At 71.4% G+C, this 23,043-nt stretch carries 21 protein-coding genes; 6 read left to right on the forward strand and 15 right to left on the reverse strand.

What is annotated here, in order from left to right:
• Positions 1 to 9: 9 nt before the first annotated feature.
• Genes ACLBWP_RS16135 through ACLBWP_RS16150 form a run of 4 tightly spaced genes read right to left on the reverse strand, consistent with a single transcriptional unit; the run spans position 10 to position 4,506 of the window.
• Positions 10 to 1,374, reverse strand: a complete 1,365-nt coding sequence (locus ACLBWP_RS16135) for a glycoside hydrolase 5 family protein (RefSeq protein WP_447655918.1) — start codon at positions 1,372 to 1,374, stop codon at positions 10 to 12.
• Positions 1,374 to 2,339 carry a carbohydrate ABC transporter permease gene (locus ACLBWP_RS16140; protein ID WP_447655919.1) on the reverse strand — a complete coding sequence of 322 codons (966 nt, stop codon included), beginning with the start codon at positions 2,337 to 2,339 and terminating at the stop codon, positions 1,374 to 1,376. Before ACLBWP_RS16140 ends, ACLBWP_RS16135 begins: the two co-directional genes overlap by 1 nt.
• A complete protein-coding gene (locus ACLBWP_RS16145) occupies positions 2,336 to 3,214 on the reverse strand; it encodes a carbohydrate ABC transporter permease (protein WP_447655920.1) in 879 nt (292 codons plus the stop codon). The genes ACLBWP_RS16140 and ACLBWP_RS16145 overlap by 4 nt, the downstream gene beginning before the upstream one ends.
• Positions 3,214 to 4,506 (reverse strand): ABC transporter substrate-binding protein, encoded by a 1,293-nt coding sequence (locus ACLBWP_RS16150; protein ID WP_447655921.1) that lies wholly within the window; start codon positions 4,504 to 4,506, stop codon positions 3,214 to 3,216. The genes ACLBWP_RS16145 and ACLBWP_RS16150 overlap by 1 nt, the downstream gene beginning before the upstream one ends.
• A gap of 186 nt (positions 4,507 to 4,692) precedes the next feature.
• On the opposite strand from ACLBWP_RS16150, the gene ACLBWP_RS16155 reads away from it, so the two are divergent.
• Positions 4,693 to 5,724, forward strand: coding sequence for a LacI family DNA-binding transcriptional regulator (locus ACLBWP_RS16155; protein WP_447655922.1), 1,032 nt, complete (start codon positions 4,693 to 4,695; stop codon positions 5,722 to 5,724).
• 536 nt (positions 5,725 to 6,260) lie between these two features.
• Positions 6,261 to 6,413 carry a hypothetical protein gene (locus ACLBWP_RS16160; RefSeq protein ID WP_243561199.1) on the forward strand — a complete coding sequence of 51 codons (153 nt, stop codon included), beginning with the start codon at positions 6,261 to 6,263 and terminating at the stop codon, positions 6,411 to 6,413.
• Here the strand turns inward: ACLBWP_RS16160 and ACLBWP_RS16165 are convergent.
• The 3 genes from ACLBWP_RS16165 to ACLBWP_RS16175 are packed head-to-tail and all read right to left on the reverse strand — an operon-like array spanning position 6,386 to position 9,427.
• Complete coding sequence (locus tag ACLBWP_RS16165) at positions 6,386 to 7,267, reverse strand: EamA family transporter (protein WP_447655923.1); 882 nt, start codon at positions 7,265 to 7,267, stop codon at positions 6,386 to 6,388. The genes ACLBWP_RS16160 and ACLBWP_RS16165 overlap by 28 nt on opposite strands.
• Entirely contained in the window at positions 7,264 to 7,926 is a 663-nt protein-coding gene (locus tag ACLBWP_RS16170; RefSeq protein WP_243561201.1) for a response regulator transcription factor, read from the reverse strand. The genes ACLBWP_RS16165 and ACLBWP_RS16170 overlap by 4 nt, the downstream gene beginning before the upstream one ends.
• A gap of 22 nt (positions 7,927 to 7,948) precedes the next feature.
• Positions 7,949 to 9,427, reverse strand: coding sequence for a sensor histidine kinase (locus ACLBWP_RS16175; protein WP_243561202.1), 1,479 nt, complete (start codon positions 9,425 to 9,427; stop codon positions 7,949 to 7,951).
• 84 nt (positions 9,428 to 9,511) lie between these two features.
• Here ACLBWP_RS16175 and ACLBWP_RS16180 point away from each other — a divergent pair, with 84 nt between their 5' ends.
• Positions 9,512 to 10,105, forward strand: coding sequence for a hypothetical protein (locus tag ACLBWP_RS16180; protein WP_243561203.1), 594 nt, complete (start codon positions 9,512 to 9,514; stop codon positions 10,103 to 10,105).
• A gap of 54 nt (positions 10,106 to 10,159) precedes the next feature.
• Entirely contained in the window at positions 10,160 to 11,038 is an 879-nt protein-coding gene (locus ACLBWP_RS16185; RefSeq protein ID WP_447655924.1) for a helix-turn-helix domain-containing protein, read from the forward strand.
• Positions 11,039 to 11,207: 169 nt separating this feature from the next.
• Here the strand turns inward: ACLBWP_RS16185 and ACLBWP_RS16190 are convergent, their stop codons facing one another.
• The 7 genes from ACLBWP_RS16190 to ACLBWP_RS16220 form a co-directional block, all read right to left on the reverse strand.
• On the reverse strand, positions 11,208 to 12,872 hold the full coding sequence (locus ACLBWP_RS16190; RefSeq protein ID WP_447655925.1) for a dipeptide ABC transporter ATP-binding protein: 1,665 nt from the start codon (positions 12,870 to 12,872) through the stop codon (positions 11,208 to 11,210).
• Positions 12,869 to 13,435 carry a GbsR/MarR family transcriptional regulator gene (locus ACLBWP_RS16195; RefSeq protein ID WP_447655926.1) on the reverse strand — a complete coding sequence of 189 codons (567 nt, stop codon included), beginning with the start codon at positions 13,433 to 13,435 and terminating at the stop codon, positions 12,869 to 12,871. The genes ACLBWP_RS16190 and ACLBWP_RS16195 overlap by 4 nt, the downstream gene beginning before the upstream one ends.
• 35 nt (positions 13,436 to 13,470) lie before the next feature.
• Positions 13,471 to 14,886: a serine hydrolase gene (locus ACLBWP_RS16200; RefSeq protein WP_447655927.1), complete on the reverse strand. Its 1,416-nt coding sequence runs from the start codon at positions 14,884 to 14,886 to the stop codon at positions 13,471 to 13,473.
• Between the two features lie 63 nt (positions 14,887 to 14,949).
• A complete protein-coding gene (locus ACLBWP_RS16205) occupies positions 14,950 to 15,840 on the reverse strand; it encodes an ABC transporter permease (protein ID WP_447655928.1) in 891 nt (296 codons plus the stop codon).
• Positions 15,837 to 16,778, reverse strand: a complete 942-nt coding sequence (locus ACLBWP_RS16210) for an ABC transporter permease (protein ID WP_447655929.1) — start codon at positions 16,776 to 16,778, stop codon at positions 15,837 to 15,839. Before ACLBWP_RS16210 ends, ACLBWP_RS16205 begins: the two co-directional genes overlap by 4 nt.
• On the reverse strand, positions 16,778 to 18,175 hold the full coding sequence (locus ACLBWP_RS16215) for a M14 family zinc carboxypeptidase (RefSeq protein ID WP_447655930.1): 1,398 nt from the start codon (positions 18,173 to 18,175) through the stop codon (positions 16,778 to 16,780). Before ACLBWP_RS16215 ends, ACLBWP_RS16210 begins: the two co-directional genes overlap by 1 nt.
• Positions 18,176 to 18,191: 16 nt before the next feature.
• Positions 18,192 to 19,778 carry a peptide ABC transporter substrate-binding protein gene (locus tag ACLBWP_RS16220; protein ID WP_447655931.1) on the reverse strand — a complete coding sequence of 529 codons (1,587 nt, stop codon included), beginning with the start codon at positions 19,776 to 19,778 and terminating at the stop codon, positions 18,192 to 18,194.
• A 179-nt stretch (positions 19,779 to 19,957) separates the two neighbouring features.
• Here ACLBWP_RS16220 and ACLBWP_RS16225 point away from each other — a divergent pair, with 179 nt between their 5' ends.
• Positions 19,958 to 20,638, forward strand: a complete 681-nt coding sequence (locus ACLBWP_RS16225) for an FMN-binding negative transcriptional regulator (RefSeq protein WP_447655932.1) — start codon at positions 19,958 to 19,960, stop codon at positions 20,636 to 20,638.
• Entirely contained in the window at positions 20,635 to 22,104 is a 1,470-nt protein-coding gene (locus ACLBWP_RS16230) for an amidohydrolase (protein WP_447655933.1), read from the forward strand. Before ACLBWP_RS16225 ends, ACLBWP_RS16230 begins: the two co-directional genes overlap by 4 nt.
• Before the next feature lie 3 nt (positions 22,105 to 22,107).
• Here the strand turns inward: ACLBWP_RS16230 and ACLBWP_RS16235 are convergent, their stop codons facing one another.
• Positions 22,108 to 23,037 (reverse strand): Fpg/Nei family DNA glycosylase, encoded by a 930-nt coding sequence (locus ACLBWP_RS16235; RefSeq protein ID WP_447655934.1) that lies wholly within the window; start codon positions 23,035 to 23,037, stop codon positions 22,108 to 22,110.
• Positions 23,038 to 23,043 lie beyond the last annotated feature (6 nt).

Genomic DNA, 23,043 nt, shown 5'->3' on the forward strand with positions numbered 1-23,043 from the left:
CCGGGTCGGTCAGGGCATCGTCGCGGGGTGCGCGACGCTGCGTGGTTCATGGTGCACGTCACCGGGGACGTCCACCCAGGTGGTGATGCCGCGGGCCTGGAGCAGCGCCCGGTCGGTCAGCCGCGAGCGCAGCACGACCTGGGGGCCGCGCCCGTGCTGTTCGGCCAGGGCGAGCCACGCGGCGGCGAAGCGGCCACCGGGCGCGCACTCGGCACGGACGCCGAACGCCGGCGAACCGTCGGGGCGCACGTCGTCGAGCACGAGCCCGACGTCCGGGCCGGAGGCGCCAACCCTGGCCGCGCGGACGTCTGCCGCGCGGCCGCCGAACTGCTGCGCCATCGCCCGGAACCGCTCCCCCGTGGGCTTCACGCGCCCGTCGTTCGTCAGCAGGCCGAGGTCGTACTCCAGCTCGGGGAAGTCCGCGAGCGACCGGGACACGTCGTGCGAGCACCACCACGTGACGCCGAGCAGGTGCTGCACGTCGAGGGCGTGCCGGATGGTCTGCTCGGTGAACGACGGGGCGTCGGCGACGTCGACCACGTTCGTCGGCGCTCCCACCTCTTGCAGCCAGTTCGGCCGGTCCGCGCGGTGGTTCCACGCGGCGGCGAGCTGCAGCAGGTACTCGCCGTGCCGCACCGACCCGGCGCCGAGCGCTCCGTGCACGGCGGCCGTGCCGTTGAACACCCACGAGTGCGTGACCGTGGCGTCGCCGTGGTCGGCGGCGTGCTCCGGCCCGAAGGGCTGGGCGTCGTCGTACCAGGCCGCGTCGTACTGGGCCACGGTGACCAGCGGCACCGGACGCGACCCGCTGCCGGCGCCGGGCGACGCGGCGGACGGCAGCCGGGCCTCCAGTCCGTCGCGTGCCGCGGCGACCATCGCTGCCGCCCACGCGTGTCCCTGCTCGGGCGTGATCCCGTGCGGGGACGGGTGCGGGGCGTGGGCGAACTGGTTGACCTCGTTGCCGATGGTGATCCCGAGCAGGTTCGGCCGGTCCCCCACCGCCGCGGCGAGCGCTCGGACGTAGGCGCCGGTCGACGCGACCACGTCGGGGTCGGTGAACATGTTGCGCCGGTGCCACGAGTCGAGCCACGACGGCAGGAAGTCGAAGCTCGACAGGTGGCCCTGCAGCGCGTCGACGTTGACGTCGAGCCCGAAAGACCCCGCCAGGTCGACGACCGTGCGGACGTCGTCGAGCGCCTGCTGCCGGATGAGCGTCCGGTTCGGCTGGACGACCGGCCACAGCGGGAAGACCCGCACGTGGTCGGCGCCGAGCGACGCGATCGCCTCGAGGTCGCGTGCCGTGTCCGACGCCGAGAAGTCCAGCCACGAGTGGAACCAGCCGACCGATGGCGTGTAGTTGACACCGAAGCGCATCAGCCCTTCACACCGCCCTCTTCGACGCCCTTGAAGAAGAACCGCTGCAGGACGGCGAAGATCACGGCGATCGGGATGAACGCGATCATGGTGCCCGCGGCGATCAGGCGCTGGTCGGTGCCGAACGTGCCGCGCAGGTACTCCAGGCCCACCGTCAGCGTGAGCTTGTCCGGGGACTGCAGGACGATGAGCGGCCACAGGAAGTCGTCCCACGCCCCGATGAACGAGAAGATCGCGATGACGGCGATCGTCCCCTGCACCGCCGGCAGCGAGATGTAGCGCAGCCGCTGCCAGACGTTCGCGCCGTCCATCACGGCGGCCTGGTCGATCTCGTCCGGGATCTGCCGGAACGCGTTGAACATGAGCAGCACGTTGAGCGCCGCGATCATGCCGGGCAGGGCGACGCCGACCAGGTTGTCGGCGAGGCCGAGGTCCTTGACCGTGACGAACTGGGAGATGATCGTCGCCTCGCCGGGGAGCACGAGCGTGGCGAGGAACAGGCCGAGCACGGCCTTGCGGAAGCGCCACTGCAGCCGGGCGAGCGCGAACCCGGCGAGGGTCGCGAACACGATGTTCCCGATGACGTCGATCGCGGCGACGATGAGCGAGTTGCCGATGTAGCCGAACACCGGGATCGCGTCGCCCACCCGGAGGTAGTTGCCGATCGTCGGCTGGCTCGGGATGAACGACGGGTTCGCGGTGTAGATGTCCTCCCCGGGGCCCTTGAGCGAGGTGGAGAGCTGCCAGAGGAACGGGCCGATCGTGATGAACAGCACCACGATGAGCAGGACGTAGCGGATGGCCTTCTCGCGGGTGGACATGACGCCCCAGACCACGCGGCGTCGCTTGCGGGGCGGCCTGGAGGCTCCCCCTCCGCCCGTCGCGCCGGTCACGTCCGGCGTCGGGCTGGCCGTGCCCTGCACCCCGCCCAGGGTGGGTTCGCTGGTGTCGGTGGTGTTCGTCATCGGTCCGCCTTGCTGTTCATCCGCGCGAGGGCGAGCATCGGGATGAGCGTCACGGCGAAGAGCAGGAGGCTCAGCGCGGACGCGTACCCGAGGTTGCCGGTGAACCCCCGTGCGTACTGCTGGATGAGCATGACGAGGGAGTTGTCCTGGCCGCCGGGGCCGCCCGTCCCGTTCGTCAGGATGTAGAGCTCGCTGAACACCCGGAGCGCACTCACGCACACCAGGATCCCGACGAGGGTCAGCGTGCCGCGGACGCCGGGCATCGTGACCGACCAGAAGCGGCGGACGGAGCCGGCGCCGTCGAGTGCCGCGGCCTCGTGCAGCTCCTTGCCGACGTTCCCGAGGGCCGCCAGGAAGATGATCATGTAGTACCCGAGGCCCTTCCAGACCGTCAGGCTGATCGCGCTGAACAGCAGCAGCCACCGGTCGGTCAGGAACGGGATGCTGCCCTGCGCGATGCCGAGCGACTGCACCATCTCGTTGATGACGCCGCGGTCGTCGAGGATCCAGTTCCAGATCAGCCCGACGACCACCGCGCTGGCGATGACCGGCGTGTAGTACGCCGTGCGGAAGAAGGCGATGCCGGGCAGCTTCTGCTGCACGAGCACGGCCATGAGGAGCGGGAGGACCGTCAGGAGCGGCAGGCAGATCGCCATGTAGATGACGCTGTTGAGCAGCGCCTCCCACACCTGCGGGTCGGCGAGCAGGGTCTGGAAGTTCTGCAGACCGACCCAGCGGCTGACCCCACCGAGCGGGCTGGCGTTGGTGAACGACAGCCGGACGGTGTTGATCGACGGCCAGAGGCTGAACGCGACCAGCCAGACGAGTGCCGGCAGGACGAGCAGCCACGGGGTGAACCAGCGGTTGGCGCGCATCAGCCGTTCGCCAGCAGGGTGTTCATCTTGGTCTGCGCGGTCTCGAGCGCCTGCTTCGGGGTGGTGCCGCCCTTCATGGCCAGCGCGATCTGCTGGTCGAGGAAGTCCGTCATCGCCGAGTTGGCCTCGACCGGGTTGAGGTTCTTCGCGGTCTTCAGCGCGTCGTTCGCGAGCACGCGGGCCTTCGCCTCGACGGTGCCGTCGTCCTTCGAGAAGAACGGGTCGGACTGCGACGAGGTGGTCGACGGGAAGATGTTCACCAGGTGGGCGAACGACTCCTGGTTCTTGGCGTTCGTCATGAACGCGGCGAGCGCCTCGGCCGTGGCGATGTGCTTGGACTTGCTCGACACGGACAGGCCCTGCACGTACAGCGGCGGGTTGTCCAGCGCCGGCGAGACGACGATGTTGCCCTTGAGGGACGGGTTGTTCTTCTCGAAGTCGCTGATCGCCGTCGCGCCACCGGTGGTCCAGGCGACCTTGCCCTGCGTGAACAGGGTCGAGTTGCCGAGGTAGTCCGTGTTCAGGACCGACGAGGGCATCAGGCCGTCCTTGTAGGCCTTGGCGTACTTGCTGATCAGGTCGGCCGCCTTGGACGAGTTCGCGAACGTGAACTTGGTGCCCTGGTCGTTGATGATCTTCACGCCGGCCAGCGAGAAGTCGCTCAGGCCGGGCTTGCGGCTCATCAGGTAGTCGTCCGGGCAGTTCTGGTGCATCGTCTCGGCCTGGCTGAACAGCTGGTCGGTGGTCTTCGGCGGGCTGTTCGGGTCGAGCCCGCACTTCGTGAACATCGACTTGTTCCAGTAGTCGATGTCGGTGTTGAGGTACCACGGGTAGCCGTACGTGCCGTCGACGCCCTTGTAGTTGTACGCCGCCAGCGCGCCCTTGACGTAGGTGCTCGACAGCTTCGAGTCGTCCTTGGCGACGTCCTGCAGGAACCCGCGCTTGGCCAGGGGCAGCGCGATGTCCGGCGGCAGGTTGATGACGTCCGGCAGCGAGTTCGACGAGGCCTGGCTGAGCACCTTGTCGGCGTAGCCGTCACCGGGCTGGTCGACGAGCTTGACCTTGGCGTCCGGGTGTTGCTGCTCGAAGGCCTTCACGACGCCGTTGAGGTAGTCCGTGTAGGTCGGCGTGAGCGCCCACGTCTGCAGGGTGATCGTGCCGGAGATGTCCCCCGAGCCGGAGCTTGCGGCACCGCTGCCCGACGAGCAGCCGGTCAGGACGAGGGCGGTCGCGGCGGCGCCGGCGAGCAGCGCCAGTGCTCGCTTCGTGGTGGTGCGGGTGGTGGTTCTCATCGCGTCGGACTCCCTTGTGCGTGCGGATGGTGCGTGTGGTGGTGCTGGTGCTCGTCGGTGCTGGTGTTGGTTGGTGCTGGTGTTCGTTGGTGCTGGTGTTGGTTTGGGCTGAACCGGTTCAGTGTTGCTCGACCGGTCCTGCGTGATGGAGCCGACTCTGGACAACTAAAGCGTTATAGTCAAGTCATGGTCATCCAGCGTCGGACGACGATCGCCGACATCGCCGCGAAGGCCGGCGTGTCCATCAGTGCGGTGTCGTTCGCGCTCAACGACCGCCCCGGCGTCTCCGACGCCACCCGGGCCAGGGTGCGTGCCGTGGCGCGCGACCTCGACTGGCAACCGCACACCGCCGCGCGGGCGCTCGGCGGCGCCAAGGCCGGCTCGATCGGCTTCGTGCTGAACCGACCGGCCCGCACGCTCGGCACCGAGTCGTTCTTCGGCGACCTGATCTCCGGCATCCAGCTCGGCCTGGCGGGGTCGCACGTCGGCATGAACCTGCTGGTCGCACGCGATGCCGACGAAGAGCTGCAGACCTACCGCGACTGGTGGAACGGGCACCGCGTGGACGGCGTGATCGTCATCGACCCACGGCACGACGACGTCCGGCTCCAGCTGCTCGGGCGCCTGGGCATGCCGACCGTGGTGGTCGGCTCGCACCCGTCACCCCAGGGCGCTGCGCCCACCGTCTGGATCGACGACTCGGACGCCACCGAGAAGGTCCTGCGCTACCTGCACGCCCTCGGCCACCGGCGCATCGCCCACGTCGCCGGCCTGCCGGAGTACGAGCACACCGCGATGCGCATCGAGCGACTGCGGGCGTTCGCCGTCGAACACGACCTCGACGACACGGTGTCGATCCCGACGGACTACGCGGCCGACACCGGTGCCGCCGCCACGCGTGAGCTGCTGTCGCGGCGCACCCGTCCGACCGCGATCGTGTTCGACAACGACGTGCTGGCGGTCGCCGGCCTGGGCGTGGCGAGCGAGATGGGCGTCGCGGTGCCGGGCGACGTGTCGATCGTGTCGTTCGACGACTCCGCGATGGTGCGCCTGGTCCGGCCCACGATCACCTCGCTGACGCGCGACACCGTCGAGCTCGGGCAGCGCGCGGCGACCCTGCTGCGCCGCCAGATCGACGCCGACCACGTGCTGCCGTCCGAACCCGGTCCGGTCCTGACGCTGAGCGTGCGCGAGAGCACGGGGCGCATCCGCGACTGACGACGGGCGCCGCGCGACACGCGCATCCGACTCACATCGCGGCCCGTCGTGGTGGCGTGGACTTGACGCCGCATTCGAACACACGTTCGAATTGCGTCGTGGGACGGCGTCGCGAGAACCGGTGGCAGCCCCCGGAGCACCCGGAGGTCGAACGTCCGCACGCCTACTCCCTGTCGGACGACGCCCGCGGGCCGGACGTCTGCCATGCGGTCACGCCACTGCCCGTGTGGGCATGGGTGCAGTTCCCGACCTTCCACGTCCGCGTCAAGGCGTTCGCGAAGAGCTGGACGCGCGATGCCGTCCTGGTGGAGTGGGCGCAGTTCGGGCAGCACGCCGAGGCCTGGGTCTGGCGATCGGCCGTGAAACACCGCGTTCTGCGGACAGAGCGCGTGCATCGGACTCCGCTTGGCGCACCCGATTGACACGTCGGTGACCACGGAGGATCGTTCGATCCGCCCCGGCTCAGCAAGAATCACGACGATCGAGACATCCGTCCCGTGCCGTCACCACCCCCCCCCGACCGGAAGGAGGCACCCGTGAAGAACCACGACGTGCCGTCCTGGGTGGCACACGTGCTCACGCCGCCCGACGTGATCGCCGCCTACGTCGAGCGACGGGTGAACGACCCCGCTCTGCTGTCGGGCGAGCAGCACGAACCCACCTACGCGGACTTCCTCCGCGCCGAGTAGACCGTCACGCCGACGCTCGCCACCGTCACACAGGCGAGCGCGACCACCTCGACGAGCGAGAGCGCCTCGCCCAGCACGACCAGCCCCGCAAGGGCCGCGACCGCCGGGCCGAGACTCTGCAGCACGCCGAACACCCGGGTCGGCATGCGTCGCAGCGCCGACATCTCGAGCGCGTACGGCAGCACGCTCGACAGCACCCCGACGACGCCGAACAGGACCAGCAGTGACGGGTCGGCCCGGACGCCCGTGATCGCGGTCCCGAGGCCGAACGGCAGCGAGACCACCATCGCGACGAGCATCGACACGGCCAGGCCGTCGACCCCGGGGATGATCGAGCCGACGTGCCGATTCATCACGATGTAGCCCGCCCAGCACACGGCGGCGGCGACCGCGAACGCGACACCACCGAGCTCGGTCACGGCAGTCGGTCCGACCCCGAGCAGCACGACACCGACCAGGGCGAGCACGGCCCAGAGCGCGTCGCGCCACCGCCGGGTGTGCACGAGCGACAGCGAGAGCGGTCCGAGGAACTCGATCGTCACCGCGACACCGATCGGGATGGACGCGAACGCCAGGTAGATGAACACGTTCATGCCGCCGAGGGCCACGCCGAGGCCCAGCGCGCCGAGCCACTGCGCCCGTCGCCAGTGTCGGACGCGGGGGCGGACGACGAGCGCCAGCACGACGGCGCCGAGGACGAGCCGGAGGGTGGCCGCGCCGACCGGTCCGACCTCGTCGAAGCGGGTCTTCGCGATGGCCGCGCCGAGCTGCACCGAGACGATCGCGGCGAGGGACAGCAGCGGCGCGGGCACGCGCGGCTTCGCACCCGGTGCGACGTCGGTGGGCGGGGTCATCCGAGGTACGCGAGGACGGCGAGCACGCGGCGGTGGTCCTCGCCGGTGTCCTCGAGCGCGAGCTTGCCGAAGATGCTCGTCACGTGCTTCTCGACCGCGCCGGTCCCGATCACCAGCGCCCGGGCGATCGCGGCGTTCGTCCGGCCCTCGGCCATCAGGCCCAGGACCTCGCGCTCGCGCGGCGTCAGCGCTTGCAGCGGGTCACGGCGGCGGCGCATCAGCTGCGTGACCACCTCGGGGTCGAGCACGGTGCCGCCGGAGGCGACCCGCCGCACGGCGTCGTCGATCTCCTCGAGCCGGGTGACCCGGTCCTTCAGCAGGTAGCCGATGCCCGCGGACGAGGACGCCAGCAGCTCTTCGGCGTAGGTGGCCTCGACGTACTGCGACAGCAGGAGCACGCCGGTCGCGGGCGCGAGCCGACGGGTCTCGACGGCGGCACGGACGCCTTCGTCGGTGAACGTCGGCGGCATCCGCACGTCCATGACGACCACGTCGGGTGCGTCGTGGGGCAGCGTGGCCAGGAACGAGACGGCGTCGGCGTGCTGTCCGACGACGTCGATCCCGGCTTCGTCGAGCACCCGCGCCAGGCCTTCGCGCAGGAGCACCGCATCGTCGACGACGACGGCCCGGATGCGTGCTGCATCCGGGCCGTCGGTCATGACACCAGACTAGTGGCGCGCCTCACCGTGCCGTCGGCACCCCGTTGAGTGCGCCGAGCGGGATCCGTGCGGTGGCCTGGGTGGGGCCGCCCTCGGGGCTCGACACCGTGAGCTCGCCGTCCAGGGAGCGCATCCGCCCCATCAGGCCCTCGATGCCGTGGCCCTCCCGCACGCTCGCGCCGCCCACACCGTCGTCCGTGACGCTGACCGTCAGGTGCCACACCGCCGACGCGTCGACGATCAGCCCCATGTACACGCCCGCCGCCGAGGCACCGGCGTGCTTGGCGGTGTTCGTCAGCAGCTCGGACACCGTGAAGTAGACGTTCCGCTGGATCTCGGACCCGAGGGTCAGCCCCTCGGGCAGACGGATCTCGAGCCCGGTCGGGATCGAGGTGCGGGCGACCAGGGCCTCGAGCGCTGCGACGAGTCCGCGGTCGAGCAGGATCGGCGGTGCGAACCCCCGCGAGAGCGCCCGGAGCTCGTCGAGCGCGTCGCGGGCGTGCTCGGACGCCTCGCCGATGAGCCGCTTCGCGCCGACCGGGTCCTTCTCGAACGCCCGCTCGGCGGCAGCCAGGTCCATCCGCAGCCGGACGAGCCGCTGCTGTGGCCCGTCGTGCAGGTCACGTTCGATCTGCCGCAGCGCCTGTCCCTCGGCCGTCACCGCACCGGCACGGGAGGCCTGCAGCCCCGCCACCCGCTGCTCGAGCTGTTCGGCACGGAACCCGCCGAGCAGCCCGAAGTCGATCCAGTAGTGCGCGAGCACCGACGCCCGTGCCCACAGCGGGAACAGGGCCACCGACGCCGCCATCGACACCAGCCCGAGCAGACCGACCCCGAGCACGGTCGCCGAGCCGTAGGGGAAGTACCCGCTGCGCAGGTTGTTCACCAGGAACGCGCCGACGAGTGCGACGGGCCACAGGAACCCCGCGACGAGCAGCAGGCCGGCACCGACCGTCGCCAGGGCGGCGAGCGGGTAGACGACGATCGCGTGCAACAGGTACAGCCAGTAGTGCGGGTTCGCGACGGCCGAGCCGGTGCGGGTCCACCAGTTCTGCTGCCAGCGTGGCGTCCAGTCGACGGGCCGGATCGGTCGACGGTCGGCCCAGGACATCCGGAGTCGCTCGAACTGGCCGAGCCACCGCGCGACGAACAGCGCGACGAAGAACATCAGCAGCACGAACGGGTTGAACAGGTCGCGGAACCCGCCGCCGAACACCGCCGTCGGGAACGCGACGTACAGCGTGCAGAGCAGCACCGCGGTGAGGGCCATGTAGCCCACGTCGCGGGGCAGTCGTCGCCACGCGTCACGGTAGAACTCCCCCGCCGTGGGCGGCGGCTGGACCGGGTGCTGCGGCGGCTGCTGTGCCGACGACGGCTCGGGAGCGGCGGCCTGTGGCTGCTCGTGGCTGGGGTGCGCCGGCATGGGTGTCGTGGCTCCCGGAGGTACGGCGTCGTCCAGCGGCACGGTGATCGCCTGGTCGAGTCGGTCGGTGTCGGTCATGTCCTCGAGCCTCGCGGAACGCGGCTCGAACCCCCATCCTGCCCCCTCCCGCACACGGGGTGGGGTTGGCCCTACCCTGGGCCGATGGGGAACAGCACGAGGGAACGACTGATCGCACTGGCCGGGGTGGTGGCGGCACTGCTGCCGGCGGTGGACGGTGTCGCCGGACTGGCGACGCTGACGACCTGGTACCCGGGCCGCGGAGTGCTGGCGACGGGAGCGGTGGTCGCCGCCCTGTGCGCCGTGGTGATCGGTCTCGGCGCGTGGCGACGGGCCGATCGGACGACCCTGGCTCTGGCGTTGTCCGTGGTGCTGTTCGCCCTGACGTGGCTTCCGGTGCCGCTGGGCCTCTGGCCGATCTCGGCCATCGCGCTGCTGGCGTCCCAGGCGCTCCTGATCGCGTTCGGCGTGCTGGTCGCACGGCGCAGCACCGGCCTGACGCGCATCACGGGGTGGTCCGTCGCTGCCGGCGGCATCGTGTGGCTGCTCGGCGGACTGGTCACGTGGTTCGGCGCGGTCCCGAACGCGTCCCAGGAGCTGCTCGGAGCGCTGTTCGTCATCGCTCCGCTCGGGATGCTGATCGGTTTCCTGGCGGCAGCCGTGCTGTTCGCCGGTCCGCTGCTCCGTCCGGTCGCCCAGGGCGCCCGGTACCTCTGGTCCACCGCCGAGGTGCGCTGAGCGGTTCTCCACAGCTGGTCGGTCCGGCTCCGTCGCGCCCGTCACCCTGGGTGCATGGGTGACGCACTCCGAGCCGCGGTCGACGCCGTCGGCCTGCAGGTGACGCATGTCGCCGAACTGGAGGCCGACCCCGGCTCCGCCTGGACCCACCGGTTCCCCGCGTCCCGGCACCACGTCTGGGTCGCCACGCGGTCCAGCCCGGTCTGGGTCGGCCGAGGCGACGCAGCCGAGCCCCTGCGACCCGGGACAGCGGCCCTGCTCGCTCCCGGGGCACCCCGTTGGGTGGGCACGCATCCCGACCAGCCACCCCCGCGGGTGACCCCACCGGACTTCGACCTCGGCGTGCCGACCGGGTTCACGGACGTCCACCACGGCGCGGCAGCGTTCGGTCCGCTCATGCGCGAGGTGCTCGCGCTGCCCGACCTCGTCTCGACGGCGTGGCGCCCGGACGCCGACACCGACGTGCTGTCGGCCCTGCAGCACATCGACGACCAGATCGGTCGCCGCTGGCCCGGCCCCCACCGCGACGCCCTCGCCCGCGTGGTCGTCGTGACGATCGTGGACGCCTGGCGGCCGCCCGTCCTGCGGGACAACAGCCTGACCCGGCCGATCGACGCCATCGCTGGGACCCTCCGTCTGCCCGGAGCCGGACCGGGCGTGTCCGTGCCGCAACTCGCCGCACACAGCAGGGTCTCCGAGCGCACGCTCCGACGGCGGTTCCTCGACGCCACAGGACTGGCACCCGACGCCTTCGCCCGCTGGTTCCGCACCCTGCAGGTCCGCCGCGACCTGCTCGACGGCCGCGACCCCGAGGCCGTCGCGCGCGACCACGGCTACTCGTCCCGAGCAGCGATGGACCGCGTGCTGGCCCGCGTCGAGGCGACCCTCGGGTCACTGCACGGTCCGGACGACCACTTCCGGTTTCCTGGCTGACCGATCCGGTGGGCGATCCCCGAGGATCGCCGACCAGATCGGCCACGCGCGGAAACGGAAATGGTGTCGAGTCGGGGTCGGGGTCGGGGTCGGGGTCGGGGTCCGGGGTCCGGATCGGGGTCGGGGTCGGGTCCGGATCGGGGTCGGCGAAGAGTGGGATGCGGGTCGGTCAGGGCACGAGGGCGGCGAGTCGAGCGGCGCGGCGGATCGCCTGTTCCTCCGGGTCCGGCACGGGCGCGGCCTGCACCAGACGTCGGGTGTACGGGTCTCGCGGCGCGCGCAGGACGTCGTCGCGGGATCCCTGCTCGACCACCCGGCCGCGGTGCAGGACGACGACGCGGTCGCACAGCGTGTCCACCACGGCGAGGTCGTGCGTGACGAACAGGCAGGCGAACCCCAGCCGTTCCTGGAGTTCGCGGAAGACGTCGAGCACGCGCGCCTGCACCGACACGTCGAGTGCGCTCGTGGGCTCGTCGGCGATGAGCAGCGCGGGATCGAGGGCGACGGCACGGGCGATCGCGACACGCTGCCGTTGGCCGCCGGAGAGTTCGTGCGGGAACCGCTCGCGGAAGCCGCCGTCCAGGCCCACGTCCGCCAGCAGCCGTTCGACGCGTCTGGACGTCTCGGCGGCCGGCAGGCGCAGGATCTGCCGGAGCGGTTCGGCGACGGTCTGCCCCACCGTGTACCGCGGGTTCAGCGAGCGGAGCGGGTTCTGGAACACCACACCGACGCGTCGACGCATCGCACGTCGGGCCGCTCGACCGGCATCGGTCAGGTCGACGCCGTCGACCGAGACCGCTCCGCCCGTGATCGGCGCAAGGCCGACGGCAGCACGCCCGATCGTCGTCTTGCCGCTGCCGGACTCGCCCACGAGCCCGACGATCTCGCCACGGCCGACGGTGAACGACACCTGGTCCACCGCGCGGAACCGGCGCCGCAGCGCGCCGCCGTACTCGACCACCAGGTCCTGGACGTCGAGCACGGTGGACGGGACGGACGGGGCGGGGGTGACCACGGCCTCCCGTTCGGTGACCGACGCCAGGCGCGGGACCGCTGCCAGCAGTTCACGGGTGTAGGCGTCCTGCGGCGACCGGAAGACGGCGACCGCGTCGCCGGTCTCGACCACGCGACCCTGGCGCATCACGACGACGCGGTCGGCCAGGTCGGCGACGACGCCCATGTCGTGCGTGATCAGCAGGATCGCGGTCCCGGTGCGCTCGCGCAGCCGACGCAGGACGTCGAGGACCTCGGCCTGCACGGTGACGTCGAGCGCGGTCGTCGGCTCGTCGGCGATCAGCAGATCAGGGTCCGCGGCGAGCGCCATCGCGATCATCACGCGCTGGCACTGCCCGCCGGAGAGCTCGTGCGGGTACTGCCGGAGCCGACGTTCGGGCTCCGGCACCTCGACGGCACGCAGGAGGTCGAGCGCGCGCTCACGGACGTCGGGCTTCGTGGCGGACGGGTCGGCGCGTCGGACGGCCTCGGCGAGTTGGAACCCGATCGTGAACACCGGGTTCAGCGCGGCGGACGGGTCTTGGAAGACCATCGAGACGCTGCGTCCCCGGACGGCTCGCAGGTGCGCTCCTCCGGCCTGCAGGACGTCGACGCCCGCGAGCCGGACCGCCCCGCTGGCCGAGGCGCCGTCGGGGGCGATGCCCATCGCGGTCATCGCGGTCATGCTCTTGCCGGAGCCGGACTCGCCCACCACCGCGACGACCTCGCCGCGCCGGACGCTGAACGACGCGTCGTCGACGGCGCGGACGACCTGGCCCTCGACGTCGAACGTGACGGTGAGGTGGTCGACGACGAGGACGTGGGCGCTGTGCTCGGTCATGACGGTCCTGTTCCTGGTGCGTCGGTGGTCGAGTCGCGGTCGGCCTTGAAGGCCTCCCAGTCCTCGAGCATCTTCCGGTGGTGGCCGTGCAGCCACTGCATGTAGTCGCGGCCGTTGCGCAGGCGTTCCCGCACGGGGGCGTCGACGTCGCCGTCGGCCGTCCGACCGTCCTGCTCGACGACGGCCAGTCCCCGCGCGATCACGTCCCGCTGACGGTCGAGGTACTTCCGCTCGCTCGCCAACCAGCTCCCCCACACGTCGGTCTCGGCGCGGAAGTAGTGGCTCCGCTCCCCCGGCACCGTGTGGCGTTTGACGAAGCCGGAGTCGACGAGCCGCCGGGTGGCCATCGACACCGACCCGGAGCTCGCGCCGAGCGCCGCCTGCAGGTCCGAGGACGACGAGTAGGGCGCGCGGGTCATGATGAGGTAGCCGAGCACCCGGGCATCCGTCAGCGGCATGCCCGCGCCCTCACCGAGCATCAGCGCGAACTCCTCGACGAAGGCCTGCCGGACCGGGTCCAGGACGCGGTCGTCCGTCGTGGTGGTCTGCTGCTGGTCGGTCATGGTGGTCCCCTCGTCGATCCGTCGTGCGCGCCAGGCTATGCGAGGCCGGCCGCGACCTCCGGGGCTTCGTCCGGGATGGCCCACTTCGCCTCGCTCATGCCGCCGCTGCCGCGGATCCCGATGACCGTGCCGTCGGCATCCCGATCGAACGTGATGTCCTCGTCGACGGAGCCGAACCGGTTGCCGTGGGTCATGCGCAGGGTGTCGCCGTCGACGACCTCGAGCCGCGTCGGCGACTCCATCGGGTCGGGACCGGACGGGTCGACGGCGAGCAGTCGGTCGCCCACCCGGACGATGTCGGTGACACCCCAGGGGTTGGCGTACCGGCCCGTGTACCGGGCGGCCTGCTCGGCGGTGACGACGGCGCCGGGCGCTCCGGTGTCGGCCGCAGCGTCGAGCAGGTTGACGATGCCGGTCGCCAGCAGCGACGCTGGCCCCGCGGCGGCACTCGTCATCACGGACACGACGAGCCCGGAAGCGGGGTCGAAGACCGACTGCGTGATGTGTCCGGGGAAGCCACCGGAGTGGCCGCGGACCTCGCGCCCGTTGACGCGGTCGACGATGAAGCCGGCGCCGTAGCCACGGGCAGCCGGGTCGTCGTCCGAGGCGCTCCACGACTTCCGCTGCGCCAGGCGCTTCGAGTGGTCGGTCAGCAGCGTGCCCTGGCCGAGCACGTGGGCGGAGAAGTACCGGACCAGGTCCGAGGCGGTGCCGTGGAAGCCCGTCGCCGCCGCCATCGCCCGGGTGTCCACGTGGGCGATGCGCTGCCGGTGCCGCGCGGTGTGGAAGCCGGAGTAGCCCACGACGAAGTCGTCGCTCCGTGCCGGGTCCCAGTCGGGTCCGGTGTTCCGCAGGCCCAGCGGTTCGACGATCTCCTGCCGGACGAAGTCGTTGTAGCTCCGCCCGGAGACCGCCGCGATCACGAGTCCGAGCAGGGAGTACCCGAGGTTCGAGTAGTTGAACGAGGACCCGGCGGGGACCTTCTGTCCGCGGTCGAGGACCAGGGCGAGCAGTTCCTCCTGGTCCGGGAACGGCCGCGCGAGCGACCAGTAGTCGCCGTCGTGGCCGTCGCGGATCACGCCCGCGCCCATCTCCATGAGCTCGCGGACGGTTGCGTCGGCGATGGGCGACCCGCCGTCCGCGAGCGCCGGGACGTACGTGCCGACGGTGTCGTCGAGCCGCAGCGCCCCACGCTCGACCAGGATCAGCAGCGCGGTCGCCGTGAAGGTCTTGGAGTGCGACGCGATCCGGAACAGGTCGTTCGTCGTCAGGCGCCGGCCGGCCTCGACGTCGGCGTACCCCCACGCCTCGGAGAACAGCTCCTCGCCGCGGTGGCCGATGGCGACCTGCACGCCGGGCACGCGGAGCTGCCAGACCTTGTACGCGACCCAGTCGCGGATGGCGGGCAGGGTCGTGCGGTACGCGTCGCGCGTGGCCTCGGTGTCGAGCACGGTGGTTCCTTCCAGGAGTGCGGTGGTGCGGGGTGCGGTGGTGCGGTCGTGTCGAGTCTGGTCTCAGCGGCGACGCGGGTCGAGCGCGGCCCGCAGGGTGTCGCCGAGCGCGATGACCGCCAGCACCGTGACGGCGAGGAAGCTCGCCGGCGCGATGAGCATGTGCGGGGCACGCAGGAACTGAGAGGTCGCGGCGGACAGCTGCAGCCCCCAGGAGATCGCCGGGCTCTCGAGCCCGATGCCCAGGTAGGTCAGCGAGGACTCGGACACGATGACCCCGCCCACCGTGATGGTGGCCAGGACGAGCAGCGGCGACACCGATGACGGCAGGACGTACCGGGTGGTGATCCGCCACGTGGACAGCCCCATCGTCCGGGCTGCCAGCACGAACTCGGCGTTCCGCACGCCGCGCACGCTCGACCGCACCAGCCGCGCCATGGTCGGCCACCCGAACAGCGCGAGGACGAGCGAGACGGTGAGCACCGAGCGCTCGCCGACGCTGTTGAGCACCACGACGGCGCCGAGCAGGAACGGGAAGCCGAGGAACACGTCCGTCAGGCGGGCCAGGACCGCGTCGACCCATCCGCCGACCATGCCCGCCACCGTGCCGACGACGAGCGCCACCATGCCGGCGAGCACCGTCGTCAGCACCGCGACGGCGATCGAGGACCGGGTGCCGTAGACCACGTTCGCGTAGACGTCGCAGCCCTGCAGGTCGAAGCCGAACGGGTGCCCGGCCGCGGCACCGTCGCCGCTCCGCCCGAGGTCGCACACGCGGGGGTCGCCGTGCCCGAAGAGTCCGGCGAACAGCTGCGGTGCGGCGGCGATCGCGAGCACGAGGGCGAGCACGACGGCCGGCACCCAGAACCCGGGCGTTCGCACCGCGGCGAGCAGGGGGCGCCGCCGGGTGGCGACGACGGGTTCGACGGTGGCGCCGATGGCTGCGGTGGTCATGCGGCGGCTCCTGATCGGACGCGAGGGTCGAGGGCGGCGTGCAGCAGGTCGACGAGCACGCTCGTGACGAGGAACACCAGGATGAGGGCGGTCGAGATCCCGACGACGACGGCGCCCTCGTGCGAGCGGATCCCCTGGAACAGCAGGTTCCCGACGCCGGGCAGGTTGAAGATGCCCTCGATGATGACGGTGCCGCCCATCAGGTACCCCAGGTCGGTCGCCAGGTAGGTGGCGGTCGGGATGAGCGAGTTGCGCATCACGTGCACGCCGACCACGCGTCCCGGCGTGAGCCCCTTGGCCCGGGCGGTCCGGACGTAGTCCGCGTCGAGCGTCTCGATCATCGACGTCCTGGTGAGTCGTGACACGGCCGCGAGCCCGAACAGCGCGATCACGAACGCCGGCAGCACGTACGCCGTCGGCCACCCCGCGGTGGACCCGGCGACCGGGAACCAGTGCAGCCGGACGGAGAAGACGAGCTGCAGGGCGACGCCGAGCACGAAGACCGGGACGGCACCCACGACGATCGTCCCGACCAGCACGGTCTTGTCGAGCACGGTGCCGCGCTTGAGGGCCGACAGCACGCCGAACCCGATGCCGAGGACGATCTCCAGCGCCCAGGCGGTGAGCGCCAGGGTGATCGTCACCGGCCACCGCGACGCCATCTGCGCGCCCACGGATGCTCCGGTGAAGTCGGTCCCGAAGTCCCCGCGGAACAGCCCGCCCAGGTACTGCACGTACTGCAACCAGAGCGGCTGGTCGAGGTGGTACTCCGCGCGCAGCGCCCGGACGACCGCGTCGCTGAGGGGTCGGTCGCCGCCGAGCGCGCGGATCGGGTCACCTGGCAGCGCGAAGGTCATCGCGTAGATCAGGAAGGTCACCCCGAGGAACACGACGACCAGGCCGCCGAGTCGGCGGCCGACGGCGAGCGTCGGACGCATCACGCGCCTCCTGCGATGCTCGCGGCGAGCGGACGGGAGGCCCGACCCACCTCGGCGACGTGGCTCGCGCAGGCGAGGATCGCCCCGTACTGCACGCCCACGAGCTTGCGCACCGGGATCGGTTCCGCCCCCGTCCCCGCGTCCGCCTGCCAGCGGCCGTACCGCTCGGCCAGCTGGTCGCGCAGGCGCCGGAGCGGCGCGGGCGCCGTGCCGGCGGTCGTCTCGGCCTCGAGGGCGCGCAGCAGCATGCCGCCGTAGCGCAGGCGGAAGCACCGCACGAGGTCCTCGCAGCCGAAGCGCTCGGCGACGGTCGCCATCCGGTCCACGGGCTCGCGGTCGGCGCGGGCGCGGTCGGTGTCTGCCATCGACACGAGCATCGGCACGAACGCGCGGCATCCGTCGAGGAACGGTGTCGCGAGCGTGAGCATCGGCGATGCGGCGTCGAGGACCTCGCGCAGCTGCGTCCCTGTGGTGCCCAGGTCGTCCGCGCACCGCCGGAGCAGGTCGGCGTACGACTCGTCCGTCGGTGTCGGGTCGTCCGCGTCGGGGTGGCTCCAGTACGGCAGCTCGGCGACCATGCACAGCGCCCCGTGCCGCATCGCCCACGCGGCACTCGACGCGCCGTGGATGTGCTCCGCCGGGTCGACACCGAGCCCCTCGAGGTAGTCGTACGCCACCTCGACGCCGTCCATCGCGAAGACCGCCGGGGCGAGTTCGCGCAGGTACGGCGACTCGGGCTCCCCGGTGTCGAGCGGCAGCCCGAGCGCGGCCGGCACCGCGTGCAGGACCTCGATCACGTCGGGCAGGTCCTCGGACAGGTAGTAGTAGACGCCGCCCATCTCGCCGTTGTGCAGGCTCACGAGCAGGTCCGGCTCGGTGTCGTCGATCAGCCGCATGAACGCGAGCGTCTCGGGCAGCACCTGGTCGAAGTACACCGACCCGTGACTGTTCGGGAACGTCCACTCCACCTGGCTGTCCGGAGCCGGACGGTGGAAGTGCCGCGCGTAGGACGCGCGGTCGTGCGGGTCGTGGAACCACGCCTCGTTGAGCCGCATGCCGTCCGGGTCGATCGTCGGCACGATGTGCCACGTCGTGTCGAGCGACGCCGCGGTCTCCGGGTCCTCGAGCATCGTCGTCGCCAGGTGCAGCGCCGTCCACGAACCGATCGGCTCGTTGGGGTGCACGCCGCCGACGACGACCGCGGCGTGCGACCCGGTGCCGATGCGGTAGGCGTGCAGTGGTTCGCCCAGGCGGCTCGTCCCGATGCGGGTGACCGTCACGGTGTCCGAGTGGGCCGCGGCGAGCGCGTCGAACCGGGCGTGCAGGTCGTCCACCAGCGGGAACCCGTCGTGGTCGGGCACCTGGCTGACGAGTCGGAGGACGGTGTCGCGGTCCATGCGGTGCTCCCCGGCCCTACTTGACGGTGATCTGCGCGATGACCGGGCTGCCCGCCACGGCCGGGAGCTTCGCGATCTTGTCGCTCGTGACGTACGAGTACTTGTCGAAGAAGGTCGGGACCACCGGGAAGTCCCGCAGGACCGCCTGCTGCGTCTGCGTGTAGTACTCGTTCGCCTCGGACTGCGACCCGGCCGAGTCGGCCTTCGCCAGCAGCGCGTCGACGGTGTCGTCCTGGTAGTACCCCGTGCAGGGAGCGCAGCCGCCCGCCGTGGTGAACAGGGCCCGGAGGGTGTTCTGCTGGCTGATGTACAGCGCGCCCCAGTGGCCGAAGTGCGGGCCCTGGACCTTCTTGTCGGTCAGCTCGGAGTAGTACGACGCCCAGTCGGTGGTGGCCTTCGCCTGGGCGTCGACCCCGAGGTTCTGCCGGATCTGGTTGGCGTACGCCTGGTACAGCGAGTCCAGGCCGTTGCCCCCGGGGTAGACGAGCGTGATGGCGCCGTCGAAGCCGCCCGCCTTCGCCAGCAGCTGCTTGGCCGCTGCGGGGTCGAACTCGCAGGCCGTGCCGCAGATGCCCTCCTGGGTGCCGGACATCGACGGCGGGGTGAGCGCCGTGGCGGGTTCGTACAGGCCGCCGTAGATCGCCTTGTTCACCTGGTCGCGGTCGATCGACATCGAGATCGCACGGCGGACGTCGGGGTCGGAGTACCGCTCGTCCCACAGCGGGAAGCCGATGTAGTCGATGCCGGGTGCCTCGAACGAGTGCAGCTTCTCGCCGAAGTCGGCCTTCGCGCTCGTCATCTTGTCGGTCGGCAGGAAGAGCACGTCCGCGTTGCCGGCCAGAACGTCGGTGTACGCGGTGTTCATGTCGGAGTAGCTCCGGAAGGTGACGTCCGCCGTCGCGGGCTTCGTGCCCTCGTAGCCCTTCCACGCGTGCACGGTGAACTCCTGGTTCGCCTTCCACGCCGTCGTCATCTCGTAGGGGCCGTTGCCGATCGGCTTCTTGTCGTACGCCTTCAGGTCGTCGTACGCGGCCGAGGGCATCGGGTAGAACGCGGTCTGCGCCTGGCTGAGCTGGAGCGGGAACTGGCTGTCGGCGTGGGTCAGGGTGACGGTGAAGGTGTCCTTGCCGGTGACCTTCAGGCCCGACATCTCCTTCGTCGTCGGGGTGCCCGACGTCGGGTTCAGGTCCGAGTACCCGACGATCGATGCGAGCTGCCCGCTGTTCTCCCAGGCGTTCGGGCCGTAGGCGACGTGGTTCCACGCCTTCACGTAGCTCTCCGGGGTGACGGCCTCGCCGTTCTGGAACTCCCACCCGTCCCGCAGCGTGATCGTCCACGTGGTGGCGTCGTCGCTCTCGACGCTCTTCGCCGCGACGTCGTGCAGGTCGCCCTTCGCGTCGGTCTGGGTCAGCGGGGCGAACAGGCTCATCACCTGGTCGAACGCGACCGTCTGCCGTCCGGGCGTCAGGTGGTCGGGCTCGCCGGTCGCGTAGACCAGGCTCGCGTCCGCCGCGGTGCTGCCGGTGCTGCCCGACGAGCATCCGGCCACCACGAGTGCCACCGTTGCCGCCGCGGCCAGCGCGGTGATCGTCCTGCGTCGCATGCGTGCTCCTCGATCAGTGCGTCCGGTCCACTGGCCGGTCGCGTTGTCGGAAAGCTAGGGGCGAGCGAATACCGACCACAAGACTTCTTTCAATGATCTCTGAGACTTTTACCACCCGGAAACACGGGCGAAACGCCCGCCCTCGCGCCCGGGCGACGCGCTGTGCCACGCTGACGGGCATGCGGCACACACCCCACTTCCTGATGACGGACGTCGACGAGGTGCGGCGCCTGGTGCGCGAGAACCCGTGGGCGACGATCGTGTCGCACACCGACGCCGGCATCGTCGCGTCGCACTACCCGTTCCTGCTCGAGACCCCCGGCCCCGACGACGACCCGGACGCCGTCGTGCTCGTGTCGCACGTCGGACGGCCCGACGAACGCGCGCACGAACTCGGGCAGCACCAGGTACTGGTCATCGTGCAGGGGCCGCACGGCTACGTCTCCCCCGGCTGGTACCCGCCCGACCAGTTCGTGCCCACCTGGAACCACGTCACGGCACACTGCTGGGGTACGCCGGAGATCCTGTCCGACGACGAGAACCTCCGCGTGCTCGGGGAGCTCGTCGACCACTTCGAGCAGGCGATGCCCTCGCCCGTCTCGCTCGACGTGGACATCGAGACCGCCCGCCGCATGGCGACGGGCACGGTCGGCATCCGGATCCGCGTCACCCGGTTCGACGCCCGCGCCAAGCTGTCGCAGAACAAGGCACCCGAGGTCATCGACACGATCATCGCGGGCCTGCGTGGTGACGGCCCCTACGCGTCGCCCGCACTCGCGGCCGAGATGGAGCGGGTCCGACCCGACGGCAGTGACGATCACGACGGCCGTGACGACCAGGACGGACAGGAGGCACGGTGAGCGACCTGCTGCTGCGCACCGTCCGGCGCGTGGGCACGTCCGGAGCCCCCGCCGACGTGCGCGTCCGTGCCGGGGTCGTCACCGCCGTGGCACCCGCCGGCACGCTCGACCCCGGCGACCACGACACCGAGGTGGTCGAGGCCGACGGCGCCTGGCTCGGCCCCGGACTCGTCGACCACCACACCCACTTCGACCAGTGGGCCCTGGTCCGACGGCGCATCGACGTCTCCGCGTGCGCATCCGCCGAGGCCGTCGCGGACGTGCTCGCCGGGGCAGCGCGGACCGGCGTGACGGACGCCGTGCTGATCGGACACGGGTACCGCGACGGGTTGTGGCCGCGGCCCGCCCGACGTGCGCTGCTCGATGCAGCCGCACCGGGCCTCCCGGCCGTCGTCATCAGCGCCGACCTGCACGCCGTCTGGTGCAACGCCCGCGCACTCGCGCACTTCGCCGCTGCGGTCGGACGGCCACTGCCGGCCGGCGAGGACGGCGTGCTGCGCGAGCAGGACGCTTTCGACGTGACCGCCGCACTGTCGCGAGTCCCCGACGACGTGCTCGACACCGCCGTGGCCGACGCCGTCGACGCGGCGGCCACCCGCGGTGTGACGCGGGTCGTCGACCTCGAGATGCGCTTCGGCCTCGACCGCTGGACACGCCGCGTCCGCGACGGCATCGACGGGCTGCGGGTGACGTGCGGCGTGTACCCGGACGACCTCGACGCCGTCATCGCGCGCGGACTCCGCACCGGCGACGTGGTCGACGGCACCCGGGGCCTGGTGACGATGGGACCGTTCAAGGTCGTCACGGACGGGTCGCTCGGCACCCGGACGGCAGCCATGGCGACCGGCGAGGGCATGCTCGTCTGGCCGTTCGACGAGCTCCACGCGATCACCCGCCGCGCCGTCGACGCCGGACTCGTGCCCGCGATCCACGCCATCGGCGACCGGGCCAACACCGTCGCCCTCGACGTCTTCGAGGCCGTCGGCGCCCGCGGCTCGATCGAGCACGCGCAGCTGCTCACCGACACCGACGTCGAGCGCTTCGCCCGCCTGGGCGTGACGGCGTCGGTGCAGCCTGAGCACGCGATGGACGACCGTGACGTCGTCGACAAGTACTGGGCGGACAGCGCCGAGCGTGCCTACGTGTTCGCGTCGCTCGCCACGGCCGGCGCCCGCGTGGTGCTCGGATCCGACGCGCCCGTGGCACCGCTCGACCCGTGGGTGTCCCTCGCCGCCGCGGTCGGACGCGCGCGAGACGGCCGCGGTCCGTGGCACCCGGAGCAGCGGATGACGGCGCTCGCCGCGTGGCAGGGGTCGACGGACGGCCGGGTGAGCGTGTCCGTGGGGGACGTCGCCGACCTGGTGCTGGTGGCGGACGACCCGCTCACCGCGTCGACGGCCACGCTGCGGACGATGCCGGTGCTCGGCACCGCGATCGCCGGACGGTGGACCCATCTGGAGCGCTGAGGGCTACTTCTGGTCCTTCGGGCACCAGTAGAGCTTGCGGCCGGCCATGTCGGCCATCCGGATCTCGGTGCCGCACACCCGGCAGGGCTCGCCCTGGCGGTGGTACACCCAGTGCCGGTCCTTCCGCGAGCGCAGCGCCTTCTTGTGGTCGGCCGGCGACAGGCCGTCCATGGTGAGCATCAGGCCGTCACGGACACCCTCGTGCAGCAGCTTCGACCAGTCCGCCCACAGCGCCTTCGCCTGCTTGACGGTGATCTTCTTGCCCACCTTGTACGGGTCGATCCGCTGCCGGAACAGCAGTTCGGCGCGGTAGATGTTGCCGATGCCGCTCACCACGGACTGGTCCATCAGCAGCTGCCCGATCGCGACGTTGCGCTTCCGGACGTTGTCGACGAAGGCCTGCTCGGCCTCGGGTCCGTCGTCGTTCACCGGGTCCGGGCCGAGCTTGTCGAGTGCGCGCTGCACCCCGGCCGCGTCCTCGACCACACAGGCGGTCGGCCCACGCAGGTCGGCGACGGTGTCCTCGGTGAGCAGCCGCACGCGCACCTGGCCGACGGGGTCGGGCGGGAAGGCCTCGATCGGGTCCTCGGACTTCTCCTGCTCGGCCATCCGGTACCGGGCCAGCCGGGGCGCGCCGATCGAGGACAGGGACTCCTCGCGGTCGTCGTCGTCGGACAGCGCCTGGGACGTCGAGATCACACCGGCGAAGTCCCACGCCCCGTACAGGCCCAGGTGGACCCGCAGGAACAGGTCGTCCTCGAACTCCAGGAACAGCTGCTTGCCCACCGCCCGCGACGCGACCATGCGCTTGCCGTCGAGCTGCGCGGCACCGGCGGCGAACCGACCCTGCGGACTCGACACCTCGCAGCGTTTGCCGACGAAGTGCCGGGAGAACTGGTTGGCGATCCTGTGGACGGAGTGACCCTCGGGCATGCGACC

Source organism: Microbacterium sp. M1A1_1b, from assembly GCF_053345565.1.